Here is an 18,551-nt window from a genome sequence, read left to right as displayed (position 1 = left end):
TTTATAGATTTCTCACTAAAACCCAGATTTTCCGTAGAAACCGGATTGAAAAGCCTAAATTTTATAAGGATTAAAAATTCATGTCAGAACAAAAAAAATTCCCAACAACACTGCAAACAGCAAACCTAAATACAGAAAAATTGCTGTGGCTGTTCGGTTTCCGCATCGACCCCGACACCGAAATACCAAATCTATATACTCTAATTGTCTATGGAGAACAAGAGCCGCCTTTAGTAGCCGGCGGTCAACTTGTATTTTTTACCCGTCCAGAACTAGCGATTAACGCTCTCCAATTGTGCAATATCGATGTTAGGAAACAGGGAAAGCCACCCACACAAATAGACGCTATTTGTGACATTGCAGAAACGCTGTACTTGCTCGATGCAGAAGATATTGACGAATCAGGGACTATGCTTAACTGTTTGAACGCGCTGTTAAATTTAGTTGCAGCCACATTAACACCGATGCCCACAGAGTACAAGCAAGTGCTTTATGCTTTGGCAGACAACCTGAATATCGATCGAGAGTTTGCGAGTTTTTTAGCTGAAGAGGACATCCAGCGTTCGGAGATTGTCAATGCTATTTTGTGGTGTCTGGGAGCAATTACAGCAAAATCTAGATTGCTGACATAGCAATTTTAGATTTTAGATTTTAGATTTTAGATTGGGGATTGGGGATTTTTCCGGGACTATACCAAAAAAACCTGGTTTTTTACCAGTGTTAAAGTCTCTAATCCAGTATTGTGATAAAAAACCAGGTTTCTGCCTTTAGGATAATAGATAATATCGCCAAAGAAAATTTTGCCATGACTGTAACAGATTTACGCTTGTGGACTGTAGACGAATACCGCCGCATGACCGAAACTGGCATTCTCAATCCCGATGAACGAGTCGAATTAATTGACGGGCAAATTATTTCAATGAGTGCAAAAAATCCTCCCCACGCAGCAACTAATCTCTGTGCAGCCGACTATCTAAGAAGTCTGCTGGCAGGACTTGCTTTAATTCGCATTCAAGACCCGATCGCTCTAAGTTATAATTCAGAACCAGAACCGGATATTGCTGTAGTGCAAATCGACCCCCGGCTGTACCAAGATTTTCATCCCGCACCAGACAATATTTTCTTATTAGTAGAAATAGCTGACACCACTTTAGAAACAGACCGCAGGCGAAAAGCACCGGCGTATGCTAAAGCGGGAATTACTGATTATTGGATACTTGATGTTAACACGCGGCAAGTTTATGTTTTTCGCGAACCGGGCGAGACAAACTACCGACAAGAAACAGTATTTAATGAAGATGATGTTTTGTCAATGCTGGCATTTCCAGAAATAGAAGTTCAGATTTCGCAACTGTTTCCTTAAGTAGGGCAGGTTTTACCAAGAATAATTGCCTCAGACCAATAATCTTGTAAACCCGCCCCCACCAACCTATCAATTACCGATTACCAAATTATCAATTACCAAATCTTCAGGCTAGTCCCGAACCCCACAAAAAACTTAGTATTAGAGCGTAGTGCGAGTTATACTCCTACTGGAAAGACTGTGACTGCCAAAAAATCCCGAAAACAAAGTTTATGAGCAACACTTCCGGGCCTCAACCAGCCGCCGACAACCCCGAAACAAAAAAACTCAGTTTTTCAACAAAATTAGCTTACGGTGCCGGCGACCTCGGCCCCGCGATTACTGCGAATGTTTTGGTATTTTTCCTGCTGTATTTCTTTACCAACGTCGCCGGTTTGGCTGCGGGTACTGCTAGCAACATTTTGCTGATCGGCAAGGTTTGGGACGCCATAAATGACCCGATTGTGGGGGTTTTGAGCGATCGCACATCTCACCGCTGGGGGCGCCGATATCCTTGGATCGTTTACGGGGCAATTCCTTTCGGCATCTTCTTCTTTTTGCAGTGGATTGTTCCCAGCAAAGATCCAACGATACTATTTTGGTACTATGTGGCGATCGCCATTTTGTTTAACACGGCCTACACCGCCGTCAACCTGCCTTACACCGCCCTCACCCCAGAAATAACCCAAGACTACAACGAACGCACTAGCCTTAACAGTTTCCGGTTTTCTTTCTCGATCGGCGGCAGCATTTTGTCACTAATTATAGCGCAAATTATCTTTGCAATAGTTAAAGATGACACCCAAAAATACATAATCCTAGGCGCACTATGTGCAGTAATCTCTGTATTGCCTTTGTACTGGTGCTTTTTGGGAACCCGCGAACACGTACTCTCTCAATTGTCAGAAAATCCAGTAGCAGACGATTCAACATCCTTGCCGATGGGAGAACAGTTGCGGATTGCATTTAACAATCGCCCTTTTTTGTACGTAATTGGAATTTATCTCTGTTCTTGGCTGGGAGTGCAATTAACTGCTTCAATTTTGCCCTACTTTGTAATCGACTGGATGAAACTGCCGTCAGCAACTTTTACCCAAACTGCGATCGCAGTTCAAGGCACTGCACTCGCCATGTTATCTGTTTGGAGTAAAGTCAGCGAGCGATATGGCAAAAAAGCCGTTTATTTTATGGGCATGAGTTTGTGGATAATCGCACAAGCCGGACTATTTTTTCTGCAACCAGGACAAGTAGTCCAGATGTACCTGCTAGCAGTCATGGCAGGTGTCGGAGTTTCGACTGCTTATCTAATACCTTGGTCGATGATACCGGATGTCATTGAACTCGACGAGCTTCAAACAGGAGAAAGACGCGAAGGCGTGTTTTATTCGTTTATGGTGTTGTTGCAAAAAATCGGTTTGGCGCTCGGCTTGTGGTTAGTAGGACAAGCATTAGAAAGAGCTGGATTTCTCGCCACAATTCAGGGACAAGCTGCGCCAGTACAGCCGGATTCTGCACTGTTCGCCATTCGAGTTGCGATCGGGCCGCTGCCGACAATTGCTTTAATTGCTGGCATGATTCTCACATATTTTTATCCGATTAGTCGCGAAGTTCATGCAGAAATTTTGTTGAGACTTCGAGAAAAAAAAGCAGAAAATCAGTAAGGTTTAATCAGTAATGGGTAATTAGTAAAATCCAAAAGTAACAACTACAAACAGCTAATCAGGGCATCTATAGCAATCCTCCCATTACTGGCGAACTCTTGCTCTTTTCCTCTCTTCTCTTCTCTTCTCTTCTTTTACGGATTTGTCATCTGCCTCTTTCATCGGTTCCTTCAAACAAAAAAAACCGTGGCGCATTTCCCGAAAGGATTGCTATAGCTTGCTCGGATGGCGAAGCGAGGAACCGCGCCCGACGGTGAGGACGTTTTTAATTGCTGAAATCCTTGCTTTTATATCGTTTCCGGTTGCATGGGAATGATAAAGTCAAGGTCAATAATTCACATTCCCCAACGGACGACTCCCGACTCCCGACTCCCCATCATTCCGGTGTAACCGGAATTGATATTATTCCTTCTCGCTTCTTTCTTCAACATCCACCCGTTACATCCGTTAAATCCTCAGAAAGCGAATCCGTTGCCGAACTTCCTTCTTCCTTCTGCTATAAAAGCGATAGTTTTAGTAATAGCCCAGGAACCCAGAAACCTAGTTTTTATACGAAAAAACATAACATTGCTCCGCACCATCCCGAACGGTAGAAACAGCCAGAAGGCTTGAGTTTCTCGAGATGTCGATCGAGTTTGAGATCGCAAATTATTAAATTTTATGTCGGTCCCTCACTCTTGAGAGAAGTTTGTGATAAGATGGGAGTAATAAGTAATTATATAGACTTAAGCAGTCATCCAGCTCCTCAAAAAGTTTATAATTAAAAGAAAAGACAGGTTTTCATCGGCAATTGATTCGATTAGTTGCCGTTCCCAAAATCGGCTGAAGGCTGCTAATTATATCTACATGAAAAAAGACAAACTTTTTAGCCGGTCAGTTAGCGGGTAAGTTAACAGGTACAGCAGCCGCGGCAGGCGAACAGAAAAATGGCCTACATGACAAGGCAATACCCGCCCAAGCGGCGGCTGAGGTGTTACAGTCAATTGTAAAAATTTGGTAAAGTTATTGCGCCCCCTGCGGCGAAGCTGAGCGAGACCCAAAAAAGTTTGCTTCGCCACCCGGAAACCCTAAATACCAGCACAACGCAGCAGACCCAAATGCAGTCGGATACAACTCTCAAGAAGTTGTAAAAAAACTTTTGCAGCCGGCACAGCAGAGGGATTTAGTTATTTTTGTATACTATGTGAAATTAGTGAGAACTATTAGAAGGAAGTCGGCTCGGCTAACCAAGAATCTCCTGTGATATCCTTAAGCCAATGCTCAAAGTATCAAGCAGAAGGCTCGCAGAACAAAGCTGATTTTACCAACAAAATCTCACAGAGGTCAACATGGAAAGAGAACAGGATGCTCATATCGTACCCATTAGCAACCAGAGCCGACAGGTGCAGCAATTTTCCGTTGACGAGGGAGAAGAGTTAAGCGCGCAGCCTCAGAAAGCATTGAATCTAAAGCCCTTGTTGAGGACTTTTCAGCGAAAAGCCCTAATCATTATTGGGATTATAGGTCTAGTAGGCGCTGGAGTTTATTATAAGATCAGCGCAGGCAAGAAAACATATCAAGGCGATTTTCGGATACTAGTGGAACCCGTGACAACGGAGGCCAGAATTGCTGACCCCTCTGCCCTCGCCAATCAGGGCGAGAGGGGGGGAGTGCCTAGTCGAGATTTTTTTAGTTTGGACTACCCAACTCAACTTGAAATTCTCCAGAGTCCTCAGATGCTGTCGGCTATTGCTAAACAAGTCCAAAAACGATATCCAAAAGTTACCGAGGGCTTTATTAAACAAGGATTAGTCGTTGTGCGCGTCGGAGAAAATGATTTGACGATAACTAAAATTTTGGAAGTTCGCTTCATCGGGCAGGATCCTACAATAGTTGAGTTTGTTTTACAAGAAACTAAAAAGAAATATTTAAAGTACAGTCTTGACGAACGCAAGACTCGCATTGGTGAAGGTGTTAAATTTATTGAAGACCAGCTTCCGGGACTCAATAAGCGCGTAAATGACCTGAAGTCGGATTTACAGATCATACAGCAGCAGCAAAAGATTACCGATCCTAAAGAACAAGGCGCGCAATTGATCGAGCAAGTTCGCACCGTAGAAACTTTAGAGTTAGAAACTCAAAGGCTGCTGCAAGAACAGAAAACGCTGTACGCTAACTTGCAAAAACAATTAGATTTTACACCAGATGAAGCTATTGCCGCTTCCGCTTTAAGCGAAGAACCTCAATATAAAGACTTGCTGGCCAAGGTTAAGGAAGTAGAAGGTCAGATTGCTGTAGAAACAGCTCGTTTTAAATCTGCTAACCCTATAGTGGAAGCTTTAGAGCGCAAGCGGGCAAATTTAGTAGCTTTGCTCAACCAGCAAACGCAGCGAATTTTGGGGCAAAATTTAGTAGGCACGGCAGCCAATTCTAAAGTTCAGAATTTTCAAAATTCGATTCGCATAGGCTTGATTAAACAATTGGTTGATACTGCCAACCAACTTCAAGTCTTACAAGCTCGCAGTCAGGCGCTCGCCCAAACAAAAAACAATTTGAGCCGAGAAGCCAGAGAATTTCCCAGTATAGCCCGCCGCTACAACGAACTGCAACAGCAATTAGACATCGCCGCCCGCACCCGCGATCAACTTTTAAGTCAGCGGGAAACTCTGCGCGTCCAAGCAGCTCAAAGCCAAGTACCTTGGGAAATAGTTTCTGAACCGCAGATACCGCGAGATCGTAAGGGCCAGCTGGTTCCACTTGCAGCGAACAATAAAAACAAATTTGTGATAGCAGCTGTTGGGGCCCTAGTTTTGGGTCTGGGCTCGGCTATCCTTATTGAAAAGTTGCACGATATTTTCTACTGTGCTGATGACGTTAAAGATGCGGTTGAAGCGCCTTTATTGGGAGAAATTCCTCTTGACAAAAATGCTAAAAATTTTCCGCCTTCTATTGCTAATGCCTATGCTTATCTTGAAGGAAAAGAGCGTAATAAGAAAAATGCTGCGGAATTTATAGAAGCTTTTGACTCTCTTTATACTAATATCCGCTTTCTTTCTTCAAATCGAACGATTAGCTCTTTGGCAGTTGGTTCGGCTACAGTTGGCGAAGGCAAATCTACCGTTGCTTTAAACTTAGCTCACGTGGCAGCGCTGGCGGGTCAGCGAGTGCTGTTAGTGGACGCGAATTTGCATTCGCCCAGCTTGCACTTGCTGTTGGAACTGCCTAATGTCAAGGGATTGAGCAACTTGCTAGACAATCAAAACGAACCCAATGAAATTATCCAGCGATCGCATCTAGCAGATAATCTTTTTGTATTAACTGCAGGTCTCCCTATTCCCGGTACTGCCAGACGGCTTGCCTCCTCTCAGATGCAGTATTTAATGGAAGAACTTCAGGCAACATTTGACTTAGTTATCTACGATACGCCGCCGCTCGTTGACAGTAAAGATGCGAATTTTTTAGCGGCGCGCACAGATGGCATACTGATGGTTGTAGCAATTCGCCAGGTCAATTTTTCTGTAGTCCAAAAAGTTTTCAGTCAATTAGAAAATTTTGGCATACCCTGCTTGGGCACAGTTGCGAATCATGCCACCAAACGCAGGAGGTATCAAGCATCTACATCATCAGTTGTTGAAGAGAAAAATGAATATTTGAATTTTTCACCAGCACCGTCTGGCATCCCCAAACTAGCTTCCAAAAAAGAGTGAGAGCCAAAAAAGATGACCCCACCCCACAATGGATACAAGCCCCCGACAGGAGTCGTGGAACCCCCAAATTTTAGACTGTTGTTCCAGGTCCCAGATTCATCTGTGAAGTAAATCTAAAATCTCAAATCGTTCGGCCCTCGCCCTCGCCGAACGTTTTACGCCCCCGTCTAAAATCTCAAATCTAAAATCGACTGATGGCGGACTAATTTCCATCCGGCTTGGTAGGAAATGTGACGGTAAAATTAGTCCAGCCATTGCTGCTTTCAACCTCAATTTTTCCCTGCAACTGTTCGACAAGTTTTTGAACCAAAGCTAAACCCAAACCTGTACCTCCTTGTTTCCAAGGATCGGCGTTGGGAACTCGATAAAATTTCTCAAAAATTCGAGGCAATTCCTCTATGGAAATGGACGATTGATTGCTGAGTGTAAAGTGGATTTCTGAAGCCTGAGCACTTGCTTGTCGCGAATTTTTCCTTTGTCCTCCTTGTTCCCAGTCTCCCTTTTTGCACTCAACTTTCAGATAAATTTGGCCGTCATTGGCAGTATATTTGCAGGCATTGTTGAGGAGCTCTGCTAAAATTCGTCCCAAACTAGCGCGGTTGGAACTAATCGTGGGGAGGTGGCGATCGCACTCTACTCGCAAATGCTGGTGGCGGTCGTGGGCCCGGGTGTAAAACGGGTCGATAATAGTAGGCAGCCAGACTTCTAAGTTTACTGGTTCCAGGTCGATCGGGCAAGTTGCGGCTTCGAGCCGCTGCAAATCTAGTAAAGCATTAATCAAATCTGTTTCTCTAGTACATTCTGTTTCTAAAATTTCTAGATAAATCTGGCGCCGGTCTGGCGTGGGAGAAATTCTCAGCATATGAATAGCCATTTTTATATTAGCTAAAGGCGTCCGCAGTTCGTGAGAAACTGTGCTGAGAAATTCATCCTTGAGGACGTTTAAATGCTGGAGTTCGTGAACTTTTTGCTGCAATTCGGCGGTGCGTTCTTGGACTTGGCGTTCGAGATCGGTGTTGAGATTTTGCACTTGCTGATAGAGTTGGGCTTGCTGAATGGCGATCGCGATTTGAGTTGCCAGTTGCAGCAGCAAATCCACTTCCGAAGGCTGCCACTGCCGGGATTGGGAACACTGATGGACGCACATCATCCCCCACAAATTGCCGTCTTGCAAAATAGGTACAATCAAATAAGCTTTGATTTGCGCTTGCTGGAACCGCGCATATTTTTCGGCGCTCAAACTGGCTTGGTCGATGTCGGGGACGGCATAAATTTCCTGTTCGATCGCCGAAGCAGATTCTTGCCAAATATTATCGGGCATGATTTCTCCCAAGATTGAATGCCAATTTTCGGCAACGGATTCTGCCACTACAATGCCGGAATTGCTCGACTCTAAATGCAGGATTGCTACTCGGTCAGCTTGCAAAACTTGGCGGACTTCATCGACGCTGGCGTGGAGAATTTCTTCGAGGTTTAAGGATTGGTGAATCCGCAAGGAAATGTGAGTTAACAGCCGATCGCGCTGCAATTGTTCGTGGAGTTTTGCAGTCCGTTCCCGCACCTGCTGTTCCAGTTTGGCGTTGCGGTTTTGCAGCAGTTCCACTTTTTCGGCTTGCAGTTGATAAACCGACTGCTGCAACTGTTTGACAACTCGGTACATTTCGGTGGGATCGAGGACTCTGAGCAAGCTGGTCTGAGTAATAATTCCCAACATTTCTCCGCGCCCCCCGCACACGACCAACCGCTGCACTTGTTGCTGCTGCATTTCTTTGTGCGCCGTCCACAGGGAATCGGAAGGTTGCAGAAATTGCAGGGGAGTTCTCATGACTTTTTGAGCTGGGGTTTGCTCGAATTTTAGCTCGAGAAATTGTGCCTGCACGATGTCGTATTCGGTAACAATTCCCAGGGGTTGGTGAAAGGAATAGTGAAAAATGGAGGTATAGTCATCTTTGGGCTTCTCCATTGTTAATTCTTTGTTTTTTGTAATGACTACGCAACTGACTTGATGCTCTGACATCAGTTCGGTTATGCTCAGCAGCGAGGCGGTGTGGGGCGCTGTAATTGGCGTAGTCATCAATTCTGCTACCCGCCGCAATTTGAGAATGTTTGAAGGCTGCAATACTTGGCGAATTCTTTCCCGCGTCAGGACTCCTGCCAAGTGGCCGAATTGATTGACGATCGGCAAATAGCGAATCCGGTGCTGGCGAAATAAGGATAAAGCGGTAAACACGTCTTGGTCATCGGATTCTGTCAGGGAGACCGGCACCGGGGACATCACTTGGGAAATTGGTATTTTGTGCAGGGCTACTTTTTGCTGAGTGTCTATTTTGCCAGAAGCTATCAGCCTCACAAGGTCGGCGGGAGTTAATATGCCGATTAACAGCCCTTCTCTGGCGTTGTTTGAGAAGTTGCCTGTGGTAATAGTCTGCTGGTTCTGCACGACGAGCACGCAGTGGGCCCGCACCTTTTCCGGCGCGGACGCTTCGTTCATCGGTCCCCGGTCTGAGGGTAAAGCTATTTTGACTAGGGGACAACTGTTTTGCAACTGACTCATCAGGGCGATCGCCACTGCTAAGGAAGTTTCTGGTCCGGCAGTGAGGGGGTAGCGATCGATCGCTTGTTCTAAGGCTGAGGAGTAAAACGGCGGGTGGTAAAAGGGCATAGTTGATTGCAGGTTGTCAGAGGGCGGCTAACTATCGGGCAAAGCCTTGGGGAACGGCACAAACACCTCGCCTGTGCTTGGGATTTAAATAATAGACTTCTAATTGATTTTTTCTACGCAATCTCAGCTTTAGATTAATGGTGTCACTCCTTCGCAATCTCACGCTTGCTCAAATAGGCAGGGCGGTTTTTACTGCCTGCATTTCTCCTGAGACTCCCCTATAATCAAAATAACCAGAATGTAAACTTTTACTACAAGATTTATCCATAATGACAACTTTAAGCTTAGAGCAAATTGCTGCCAAGTTAGAAAGCGAAAATTCAGCCGATCGAATGGTGGCTTTGGCCAACTTGCGGAACGTGCCGGCAGCTATTGCGGTGCCTTTGATTAAAAAGGTGTTGAACGACGAAAGTTTGCAGGTGCGCTCGATGGCTGTGTTTGCTCTTGGGGTCAAACCGACAGCAGAGTGCTATCCCATTCTAGTCAAATTGCTAGAAACAGACCCTGATTACGGCATTCGCGCTGACGCTGCAGGTGCTTTGGGTTATCTGGAAGATATCAGAGCTTTTGAGGCTTTGGTGCGGGCTTTTTATGAAGATACTCAATGGCTGGTGCGCTTCAGTGCTGCTGTTTCTCTGGGGAATCTCAAAGATCCCCGGGCTCGCGACGTGCTGCTAAAAGCTCTCGAAAGCGAGCAAGTGGTGATCCAGCAGGCGGCAATTTCGGCTTTGGGGGAAATTAAGGAAATTGGGGCGATCGATCGCATCCTCAATTTTGCTCAGTCGGAAGATTGGCTGATCCGCCAGAGGCTGGCTGAAGCTTTGGGCAATTTGCCGAGTGTTAAGAGCGTTTCGGCTTTAAAATACTTAGAAAAAGACAGTAATTCTCAAGTATCTCAAGCGGCAACAATTTCTCTCGATCGCCTGTCAAAAGCAGAAGGATAACAGATATTTTCTACCTTATTTTGTAAGTGTTTCATTTCCGCGCTTTGAAGCCGGGGATGAAACACCGATCGCCTAATTTATTCAGCCCTCTGCTAGAGCAACCGATTTCTCAGTTCTTGAGGTGACAAAACGGGAATCGGCGACCCTGCGAATCCATTCACATCCCGAGTAACGATCGCCTCTAACTCTAACTCGATCGCACAGGCTATTTGTACCGCATCTTCAAAATCCGGCAATCCCAGCACGATCGCTTGTTCCAGAATCTCTCTATCCACCGCACAAATTTCCATCAATGCCAAAAGCCGAGTTACGGCGGCAATCGCAGCTTCAGAACTCTTGGTTTGTCGTCCAACCAAATAATGCACATCCGTAACCGTTGTCGCCGACATAAACCCTTCAACTCGCCCAGATTCAATTGCATTCAGTAAAAAAGCAGCATCCGCTACGAAAGGTTCGCGTGCAAGCATTGCATCCAGTAAAACATTGGTATCAAATAAAACTTTCATCACAGATACTTTTGCACTAACCGCTCATCCAACATTGCCTTTACTTCTGCATCTGTAGGTGGTGGCGCGTCCGTTTTCGCAATGCCAATTAAACTCGCGGCTAAACCCTTCGGTTTCACCTTCGATCGGGGTTTCGGTTGGAGCGATCGCATCAAGGCATCGATCAACTGCCATCGCTCCTCGGCAGACAACCTCAGTGCTCGGTCTTGAAGTTCGCGTAACGTCATAGTAGTTATCTTCCACAGAAAGCATTGGACAACCAGGCAAGTATATAAATACCCCCGCTTCAAATTTTAGCGCCTCAAGTGATATAATGTTAGCTTCTTAAAAACACTTAATTTTTCGGGATAGGGAGTCAAATGCCCTACAGTCAATTTAGCATAGAACAAATTAAGGCAATTTTCGGAATCGCCTTTTCGAGCAAGATGGGCTTGTTTGCTGACATTCCCGAAATAGAACCAAGCAGTTTTTTGCAAGAAACTTTGCAATTCAATTTGCCTTTAGCACTAGAAATTAATTCCGACAAAGCTCGCTCTGAGCTAATTGTCGCGCCGATATTAGTTGAAATAAAAAAACGGCTACCGGAACGGATGAGTTTATTTTCAGGTCGAGAATTCAATGTAGACGCTGCTAGGGGTTTGAGCGGTTATTGCGATTTTATAATTAGCCGATCGCCCGAACAGCTAGTCATTGAATCCCCAGTTATCGCCTTGGTTGAAGCCAAAAATGACAACATCCAATCCGGCTTAGGACAGTGCATGGCAGAAACGATCGCAGCACAAATATTTAACCAGCGTCAAGAAAATGACATTCACATAATTTATGGAGTTGTCACAACTGGGAGTATCTGGAAATTTTTCAAGTTAGAAGGAATTGCGATAGAGATTGACACCAGCGAATATTTTATTAATAATGTGGGTAAAATTCTCGGTATCTTAATAAATTTTATAGAGTCTTGAGTAAAACCAGAATGTATTATTTAAGCTGCGAGGGCAAATCGCAAGTTAAAATAGTTGTCGATCTCCTTTAACCAAAGCCAGCCATGAATCAAGCGCCCAATCCTTTTAACTCAAATCCATCCAATCCGCTAGACCCCCTGGAGCAAGAAGTTGACGAGCAAGGTCAAGAATTGCCGAGACAGTACCACCCTGCTACTAAAAAAACTCTGCAAAAAGTGTTTCTCACCCTGGTAGTTGTTGGGGCAATTATTGGGGGAATTCTATCTATAGGGGTGATTTCGCTGATGCAGAAGGCGGGACTGACAGATGTGCCGGCAAGGGTACAGAATCCTAAGTGAATGGGGGGGGTGAGCGTACCGTCCGCGATCGCCGAGCCTTAATTATAGTATCGTTCAATCTCGCTCCCATGTTGCGCGAAATTAAGACGCGATCGCTCGCCTTCCAAAGAAATCTTAATATTTTCATTATTTTATTTGAGGCCACTGTGTCTCTACAATCAAATTCGGTGCTGTAGGGGCCCCGGCAAAAAACTGTTTCAAATAAACCACACTTAGTCTGGCTAATAGAATGTTACTTATTGGGCTATTTATCGCCACGTTTTTTTTAGCATACTGCAATGGTGCTAATGATAATTTTAAAGGCGTGGCGACACTGTTTGGCAGTCAGACGACGAACTATAAAACAGCAATTGGTTGGGCAACGATTACAACTTTTGCAGGTTCAGTATTTTCTATTTTTTTAGCAGAAACCCTGGTAAAAAGCTTTTCTGGAAAAGGGCTAGTTCCAGACGAGATCGCCAATGCCCCAGATTTTCATTTGGCAGTCGCCATCGCTGCGGGTTTAACCGTTATTCTTGCTACCTTAACTGGATTCCCTATTTCCACAACTCACGGTCTTACAGGTGCTCTTGTCGGTGCAGGTTTAGTAGCAATTGGTACTCAAGTTAATTTTACAGCATTGCAGAAAACTTTTCTAATGCCTTTGTTGCTGAGTCCCGTGATTGCGATTCCATTAGCAGCTTTAATTTATGGGCTGTCTCGCTACCTGCGAGTTTATTTGGGAATCCAGAAAGAATGGTGTATTTGCGCTGGTCAAATTCAACAGATTATTCCCATTCCCCAACCGGATGCAACTAACATACTGAAGTGCATCACAACCGCTGATGTTGCGGTCGATTCTCTAGATAAATGCACGCAAAGGTACCAGGGAAATTTCTTACAAATTCCCAGCCAAAAGTTAGTGGATGTTTGCCATTTTATGAGTGCGGGAATCGTCAGTTTTGCCAGAGGATTGAACGATACTCCGAAAATAGTTTCGCTGATGTTAGTCGGTCAATCAATATCAGTTCAGTGGGGAAGTTTAGCAGTAGCTTTGGGAATGGCGATCGGCGGTTTGTTGAATGCTCGAAAAGTTGCCGAAACAATGAGCAAAAAGCTGACAGCAATGAATACCGGTCAAGGACTGGTGGCAAACTTAGTGACGGGGTTTTTAGTGATTGCTGCCAGTCGCTATGGACTTCCAGTTTCTACTACTCATGTTTCGGTAGGTTCAATCTTTGGTGTAGGATTGATTTCAAAAAAAGCTAATGTGCGCGTTTTCTATCAGATTCTACTATCATGGATTTTGACCTTGCCAATTGCTGCTGCAATCAGCGGCTGCGCTTACTGGGCGTTGCATCGGTAAGAGAATTAATCGTTAGTCCTAGAAGAGAAATAGTTCGCAGTTGATTTGGGGTTGTCATCAAAGGATAACCCGATCGAATCTAACGGTAAAAACAAGAAATCGCGCCGGGAGTTTTTGAATAAAATTTTAAGGGTAATTTATGGTTAAAAATTATACGATCGCGCCTCCTGTTGCAGATAAATTGATTGCTGCTGGCTTTCAGGCACTTTCCGATCCTTTGCGGCTTCAGATTTTGGAGTTGCTGCGGGAACAGGAGTTGTGCGTGTGCGATTTGTGCGATCGGCTCAACGTCCCTCAGTCTAAACTCTCTTTTCACCTCAAAGCCTTAAAGGATGCAGCTTTAGTCCGCAGCCGCCAAGAAAGCCGCTGGATTTACTACAGCCTCAATTTAGCTCAGTTTGTCGCCCTCGAACAGTACCTCGCCGAATACCGCCGCTTCAGCCAGATCCTGCCGGCGCGCCCCTGTTCCGACGCGGGTTAACCCATCAACATTTCTTAATCACTCAAATACTCCTCTGGCTTGTTTGATGATTGACATATCAATTTTTATTGATATGATGGGATGGAACAAATTAGTTGAGAGCGATGGATGCAACAGGTCAGAGGTTAGGTTGTGCTCGGCCAGATTGCAGGCGAGAGGCGATCGCGGAATTTCTAGGTACATTTATTTTGGTTTTTGCAGGCACCGGTGCGGTGATGGTTAACAAAACTAGCGCTGGTTCCGTAACTCATTTAGGCATCAGTTTTGTATTTGGTGCAGTAGTAACTGCGATGATTTACGCCCTAGGACACATCAGCGGTGCACACTTTAATCCGGCCGTAACTTTAGGCTTTTGGGCGAGCGGCTTTTTCCCAAAATACAAAGTTTTGCCTTACGTTTTAGGGCAGTGTGCGGGTGCAATCGCTGCTTCTCAAGTGCTGCTAATAACTTTAGGTGAAGTCGGCAATCTCGGTGCAACTACCCCTCTCAATGGTAACTGGTTGCAGTCTCTAATTTTAGAAACTGTTTTGACCTTTATCTTAATGTTTGTTATCCTCGGTTCGGGATTAGATAGACGCGCTCACATCGGCTTTGCCGGGATAGCAATTGGGTTAACTGTAGGGTTAGAAGCGGCTTTTATGGGGCCGATTACCGGAGCGAGTATGAATCCGGCACGGTCTCTGGGTCCGGCTTTAATTGGCGGTATTTGGAACCACCATTGGGTTTACTGGGTTGCTCCTATCTGGGGAGCACAATTAGCAGTCGCCGTTTATCGGGAACTGTCTAACGGATTTCGGGATTTTCATTAAAAGCATCATGGCAAATTTTACGCACAAACCGAGAATTCTGTTTTTATACGGGTCGTTTAGAGAGCGTTCTTACAGCCGCTTGTTGGCGGAAGAAGCGGCGAGAATTATTGAGGATTTCGGTGCAGAAGTTAGGTTCTTTAATCCTCTAGAATTGCCGATTTACGGCAGCGTTCCCGATACTCATCCGAAGGTTCAAGAGTTGCGGGAATTGAGCCTGTGGTCGGAGGGTCAAGTGTGGTCTAGTCCAGAAATGCACGGCAATATTACCGGGATTATGAAAAATCAAATTGACTGGATTCCTTTAAGCATTGGGGCTGTCAGACCGACTCAAGGCCGAACTTTGGCGGTGATGCAAGTCAGCGGCGGTTCCCAGTCTTTTAATGCTGTCAATACTTTGAGAATTTTGGGCCGCTGGATGCGGATGTTTACGATTCCGAATCAGTCTTCGGTTGCGAAGGCTTATCAGGAGTTTAATGAAGATGGGACGATGAAGGATTCGCCTTATCGCGATCGCGCGATCGACGTGATGGAGGAACTGTACAAGTTTACCTTGCTGTTGCGGGAGCAAACGGACTATTTGACCGATCGCTACAGCGAACGCAAGGAACAAGCGGCTAAATTAACCGCAATAAAAGTAGGGGCGGGTTTCACCAACAATCTTTGATTCCTACTAACACTCTAAATAAACCCGCCCCCCAGGATGCGGGTTTCACCAACTAACAATCTCAATAAACCTGCCCCGCACAATATTGTCGTATCTCGATAGAACATCCTATTACAACCAACAAAAACCATGAAAAAAGTAATGTTTGTTTGCAAAAGAAACTCCTGCCGATCGCAAATGGCAGAAGGATTCGCTAAAACCATCGGAGCAGGCAAGATTGGAGTCACCAGTTCCGGGTTAGAATCAAGCAGAGTTCATCCGACAGCTATTCAAGTCATGTCAGAAATCGGCATTGACATCACCGATCAAACATCCAACCCATTAAGCGAATTCAATGCTGAAGACTACGACGCCGTAATTTCTCTGTGCGGCTGCGGCGTGAATTTACCCGAAGCGTGGGTATTGCGAGAAGTGTTTGAAGATTGGCAACTAGACGACCCCGACGGACAACCCATCGAAACTTTTCACCGCGTTCGAGATGAAATTAAAGCACGAGTTGAAACATTAGTTGACACTCTAAAGTAAGATTAGTGTCAAAGTTATAATTCTTGCCTTGTCGGTTTTAACTCAGCTCTTGCAGTATTGTCAATAAGCCTTTTCTGAACAGGCAAGATGCCTGTTCCACAAGAAAATTACTCTCCTGTGGAACAGGCATCTTGCCTGTTACTGAGAATGGTGTAACATAGGAGTTTTAACTCAGCTCTTGCAGTATTGTCTATAAGCCTTTTATGAACAGGCAAGATGCCTGTTCCACAATAAAATTACTCTCCTGTGGAACAGGCATCTTGCCTGTTTTTAATAAGGGTTCAAGCTCTGAGTTTCAATTAACTTTGTAGCGATCGGTTAAATTTGGATCTGTCGCATCCACATAATTAGTGCTAAATTATGAGAGGCGTTCCGCCGGAACGTCTCTACATTCGTTGCGAGCACAGACCAAAAGGTGAGCAAATGATTCAGACAGCAGTCACGCCTTTCAAAACCAAACTCAACTCAGCTTTAACTAAAAAGCAGATTACAGTTTTACAAATTAATCTCGGCAAACGCTGCAACCTGGCTTGCACTCACTGCCACGTAGAAGCTAGCCCAAAACGAACAGAAGAACTTTCCCCGGAAATTTGCGACCAATTAATTGAAATCATTCGCCGCTTTCCTCAAATTCAAACTGTTGACCTCACAGGCGGTGCTCCCGAAATGCTTTACGGTTTTAAACCGCTGGCGGAAGCTGCCAGGGCGGCAGGAAAAGAGGTAATTGTTCGTTCTAATTTGACGATTTACTTTGAAAAAGGTTTTGAAGATATTCCCGAATATTGCGCGCAGCACCAACTCAGAATTGTGGCGTCGCTTCCCTGCTACCAAGCTGACAATGTGGACAAAATGCGCGGCAGCGGTGTCTTTGACAGTTCGATTCTGGCGCTGCAAAAGCTAAATCAGTTGGGATACGGGAAAAACCCAAATTTAATGGTAGATTTGGTGTACAATCCACAAGTGCCGACAACAGACAAATTTTCGCTAACACCGGAACAAGGCAAGTTAGAGCAAGATTACAAGGTTTATTTGGCCGAACATTTTGGGATTTGTTTTAATCACTTGTTCGCGATTACTAATTTGCCGGTGGGACGGACTAAGTTTCATTTGGAACATAAGAAACTGCACAAGCCTTATCTCGGGTTTTTGGAGGATAATTTTAATCCCGGTACTCTGGAACATTTAATGTGTCGTAACGAATTGTCGATCGACTATTTGGGCAATGTCTACGACTGCGATTTTAACCAGATGGAAAATCTGCAGGCGAAAACTGGCAGCGGAGAAAAGATAACTGCTGCTAAATTGCTCGAATCTGGGAGTTTAGATTTGATTCAAGAGGTGCAAACTGCTGCTTATTGTTATGGATGTACGGCAGGTTGCGGTTCTAGCTGCGGCGGTACTTTGATTTAATTTAAGGGAAAAGTTGCGCTTTATTACAGAGTCTTGCAGCGCTAAAGCGCAACTGCCAAGCTTAGGGTGTATGCAATTTAGACTGGGGAGTTTAGGTAATGAATGATTCGCGATCGCCCGGTGAAAATCCGCCAACATCAAACAGGTGGAAGCTGATTTTAGGGATTGGCTTAGCTGTGGCTTTAATTGCTGCGACCAAGTTTTTTAACTTCCAAGGAATTCTGAAAAATGCCCTGGAGTCGATCGCTAGTCTCGGCCCTTGGGGCCCGGCAGCTTTTATTCTAATTTACATTGTAGCAACGGTTCTATTTATCCCCGGTTCTTTGCTGACTCTCGGTTCTGGCGTTTTGTTCGGAGTCGTTGGCGGTTCGGTTTGTGTTTCCATCGGCTCGGTTTTAGGCGCAACTTGCGCTTTTTTAACAGGAAGGTATTTAACTCGCGACTGGGTTTCCAAACAGATAGAGGGCAATCAAAAATTTAAGGCGATCGACTCCGCAGTTGCCTCTGAAGGATGGAAAATTGTACTGCTGACCCGGCTTTCTCCCATTTTTCCGTTTAATTTGCTTAACTATGCTTTTGGAGTCACGCAGGTATCTCTAAAAGACTATTTTTTCGCATCTTGGATCGGCATGATTCCCGGAACAGTCATGTATGTTTATATCGGTTCCCTGGCTGGGAGTTTGGCTGCACTCGGATCGCAAGGGAGATCGCGCACTACTGCTGAGTGGGCTCTCTACGGCATTGGTTTGCTAGCCACGATCGCCCTCACCGTTTATGCAACCCGCTTGGCCAAAAAAGCCTTAGACGAAAAAATTTCCCCTTGAAACCCCAGCGCAAATTGGTAAAATTGTCAAGAGGGTTTGACCCTACATTATAATACATTGCTAATTTAAAAAAGTCCGTATTTTCTCTGTGTTATTTACCATTATTTTGTTATACAAACGAGATAGATATTAAAGATATCGTAAAGAACTAACCTCAAGTCGTAAACCGAAGGTCGAAATATAAAATTGATGCCACAATAGAAGGTGAGCGCGCGAACCGAATAAGAATTGTTGGCAGTCAGAAATGCAAGTCAGATCAATTCCGGTTGCACCGGAATTATAGTTGACTGTTGACTGTTGACTGTTAACTGTCTGTCGAAAAACTGACGGGGTAGTTGAGTATTGACTGTTGATTCGATTTTACGCCCGACGATGCTAGCGGAGTTGATATCATA

Annotated in this window: 17 protein-coding genes; 14 read left to right on the top strand and 3 right to left on the bottom strand. The window is 44.9% G+C overall.

Annotation, left to right across the window (positions count from 1 at the left end):
- The first annotated feature begins 80 nt into the window (after window positions 1-80).
- The 4 genes from QUB61_RS09025 to QUB61_RS09010 all read left to right on the top strand — a co-directional run bounded on the left by QUB61_RS09025 (window position 81) and on the right by QUB61_RS09010 (window position 6,689).
- The gene (locus QUB61_RS09025) at window positions 81-632 is read left to right on the top strand and encodes a hypothetical protein (protein WP_333126850.1); all 552 of its coding nucleotides are present in this window, start codon (window positions 81-83) and stop codon (window positions 630-632) included.
- Window positions 633-805: 173 nt separating this feature from the next.
- On the top strand, window positions 806-1,363 hold the full coding sequence (locus QUB61_RS09020) for a Uma2 family endonuclease (RefSeq protein ID WP_333126853.1): 558 nt from the start codon (window positions 806-808) through the stop codon (window positions 1,361-1,363).
- A gap of 212 nt (window positions 1,364-1,575) precedes the next feature.
- Complete coding sequence (locus QUB61_RS09015; protein ID WP_333126856.1) at window positions 1,576-3,003, top strand: MFS transporter; 1,428 nt, start codon at window positions 1,576-1,578, stop codon at window positions 3,001-3,003.
- 1,328 nt (window positions 3,004-4,331) lie between these two features.
- On the top strand, window positions 4,332-6,689 hold the full coding sequence (locus QUB61_RS09010; protein ID WP_333126859.1) for a polysaccharide biosynthesis tyrosine autokinase: 2,358 nt from the start codon (window positions 4,332-4,334) through the stop codon (window positions 6,687-6,689).
- A gap of 202 nt (window positions 6,690-6,891) precedes the next feature.
- On the opposite strand, the gene QUB61_RS09005 is transcribed toward QUB61_RS09010, so the two are convergent.
- Window positions 6,892-9,351 (bottom strand): CBS domain-containing protein, encoded by a 2,460-nt coding sequence (locus tag QUB61_RS09005; protein ID WP_333126862.1) that lies wholly within the window; start codon window positions 9,349-9,351, stop codon window positions 6,892-6,894.
- Between the two features lie 269 nt (window positions 9,352-9,620).
- On the opposite strand from QUB61_RS09005, the gene QUB61_RS09000 reads away from it, so the two are divergent.
- Window positions 9,621-10,295 (top strand): HEAT repeat domain-containing protein, encoded by a 675-nt coding sequence (locus QUB61_RS09000; RefSeq protein WP_333126865.1) that lies wholly within the window; start codon window positions 9,621-9,623, stop codon window positions 10,293-10,295.
- 92 nt (window positions 10,296-10,387) lie between these two features.
- On the opposite strand, the gene QUB61_RS08995 is transcribed toward QUB61_RS09000, so the two are convergent.
- Together QUB61_RS08995 and QUB61_RS08990 are read right to left on the bottom strand one after the other, a co-directional pair.
- On the bottom strand, window positions 10,388-10,801 hold the full coding sequence (locus QUB61_RS08995) for a PIN domain-containing protein (protein ID WP_333126868.1): 414 nt from the start codon (window positions 10,799-10,801) through the stop codon (window positions 10,388-10,390).
- The gene (locus QUB61_RS08990) at window positions 10,801-11,028 is read right to left on the bottom strand and encodes a hypothetical protein (RefSeq protein WP_106146537.1); all 228 of its coding nucleotides are present in this window, start codon (window positions 11,026-11,028) and stop codon (window positions 10,801-10,803) included. Before QUB61_RS08990 ends, QUB61_RS08995 begins: the two co-directional genes overlap by 1 nt.
- A gap of 132 nt (window positions 11,029-11,160) precedes the next feature.
- Here QUB61_RS08990 and QUB61_RS08985 point away from each other — a divergent pair, with 132 nt between their 5' ends.
- The 9 genes from QUB61_RS08985 to QUB61_RS08945 all read left to right on the top strand — a co-directional run bounded on the left by QUB61_RS08985 (window position 11,161) and on the right by QUB61_RS08945 (window position 18,156).
- Window positions 11,161-11,760, top strand: coding sequence for a hypothetical protein (locus QUB61_RS08985; RefSeq protein WP_333126870.1), 600 nt, complete (start codon window positions 11,161-11,163; stop codon window positions 11,758-11,760).
- An 83-nt stretch (window positions 11,761-11,843) separates the two neighbouring features.
- On the top strand, window positions 11,844-12,098 hold the full coding sequence (locus tag QUB61_RS08980) for a hypothetical protein (RefSeq protein ID WP_333126872.1): 255 nt from the start codon (window positions 11,844-11,846) through the stop codon (window positions 12,096-12,098).
- 229 nt (window positions 12,099-12,327) lie between these two features.
- Window positions 12,328-13,443 (top strand): inorganic phosphate transporter, encoded by a 1,116-nt coding sequence (locus QUB61_RS08975; RefSeq protein ID WP_333126875.1) that lies wholly within the window; start codon window positions 12,328-12,330, stop codon window positions 13,441-13,443.
- Window positions 13,444-13,582: 139 nt separating this feature from the next.
- Entirely contained in the window at window positions 13,583-13,924 is a 342-nt protein-coding gene (locus QUB61_RS08970) for a metalloregulator ArsR/SmtB family transcription factor (RefSeq protein ID WP_333126878.1), read from the top strand.
- A gap of 104 nt (window positions 13,925-14,028) precedes the next feature.
- Complete coding sequence (locus QUB61_RS08965) at window positions 14,029-14,733, top strand: MIP/aquaporin family protein (protein WP_333126881.1); 705 nt, start codon at window positions 14,029-14,031, stop codon at window positions 14,731-14,733.
- Window positions 14,734-14,740: 7 nt separating this feature from the next.
- Window positions 14,741-15,397: an arsenical resistance protein ArsH gene (gene arsH, locus QUB61_RS08960; protein WP_333126883.1), complete on the top strand. Its 657-nt coding sequence runs from the start codon at window positions 14,741-14,743 to the stop codon at window positions 15,395-15,397.
- 129 nt (window positions 15,398-15,526) lie between these two features.
- Complete coding sequence (gene arsC / locus QUB61_RS08955; RefSeq protein WP_333126886.1) at window positions 15,527-15,922, top strand: arsenate reductase, glutathione/glutaredoxin type; 396 nt, start codon at window positions 15,527-15,529, stop codon at window positions 15,920-15,922.
- A 423-nt stretch (window positions 15,923-16,345) separates the two neighbouring features.
- Window positions 16,346-17,332 carry an arsenosugar biosynthesis radical SAM (seleno)protein ArsS gene (gene arsS, locus QUB61_RS08950; protein ID WP_333126889.1) on the top strand — a complete coding sequence of 329 codons (987 nt, stop codon included), beginning with the start codon at window positions 16,346-16,348 and terminating at the stop codon, window positions 17,330-17,332.
- 98 nt (window positions 17,333-17,430) lie between these two features.
- Window positions 17,431-18,156, top strand: a complete 726-nt coding sequence (locus QUB61_RS08945; RefSeq protein WP_333126891.1) for a TVP38/TMEM64 family protein — start codon at window positions 17,431-17,433, stop codon at window positions 18,154-18,156.
- The last annotated feature ends 395 nt before the right edge of the window (window positions 18,157-18,551 follow it).

Origin of the sequence: Microcoleus sp. C2D2 (genome assembly GCF_036702495.1) — a bacterium.
In the GTDB taxonomy this organism is placed as follows: Bacteria; Cyanobacteriota; Cyanobacteriia; order Cyanobacteriales; family Microcoleaceae; genus Microcoleus.
Note: the sequence above shows the minus strand (reverse complement) of the source record. Positions and strands in the feature narration are given on the sequence as shown.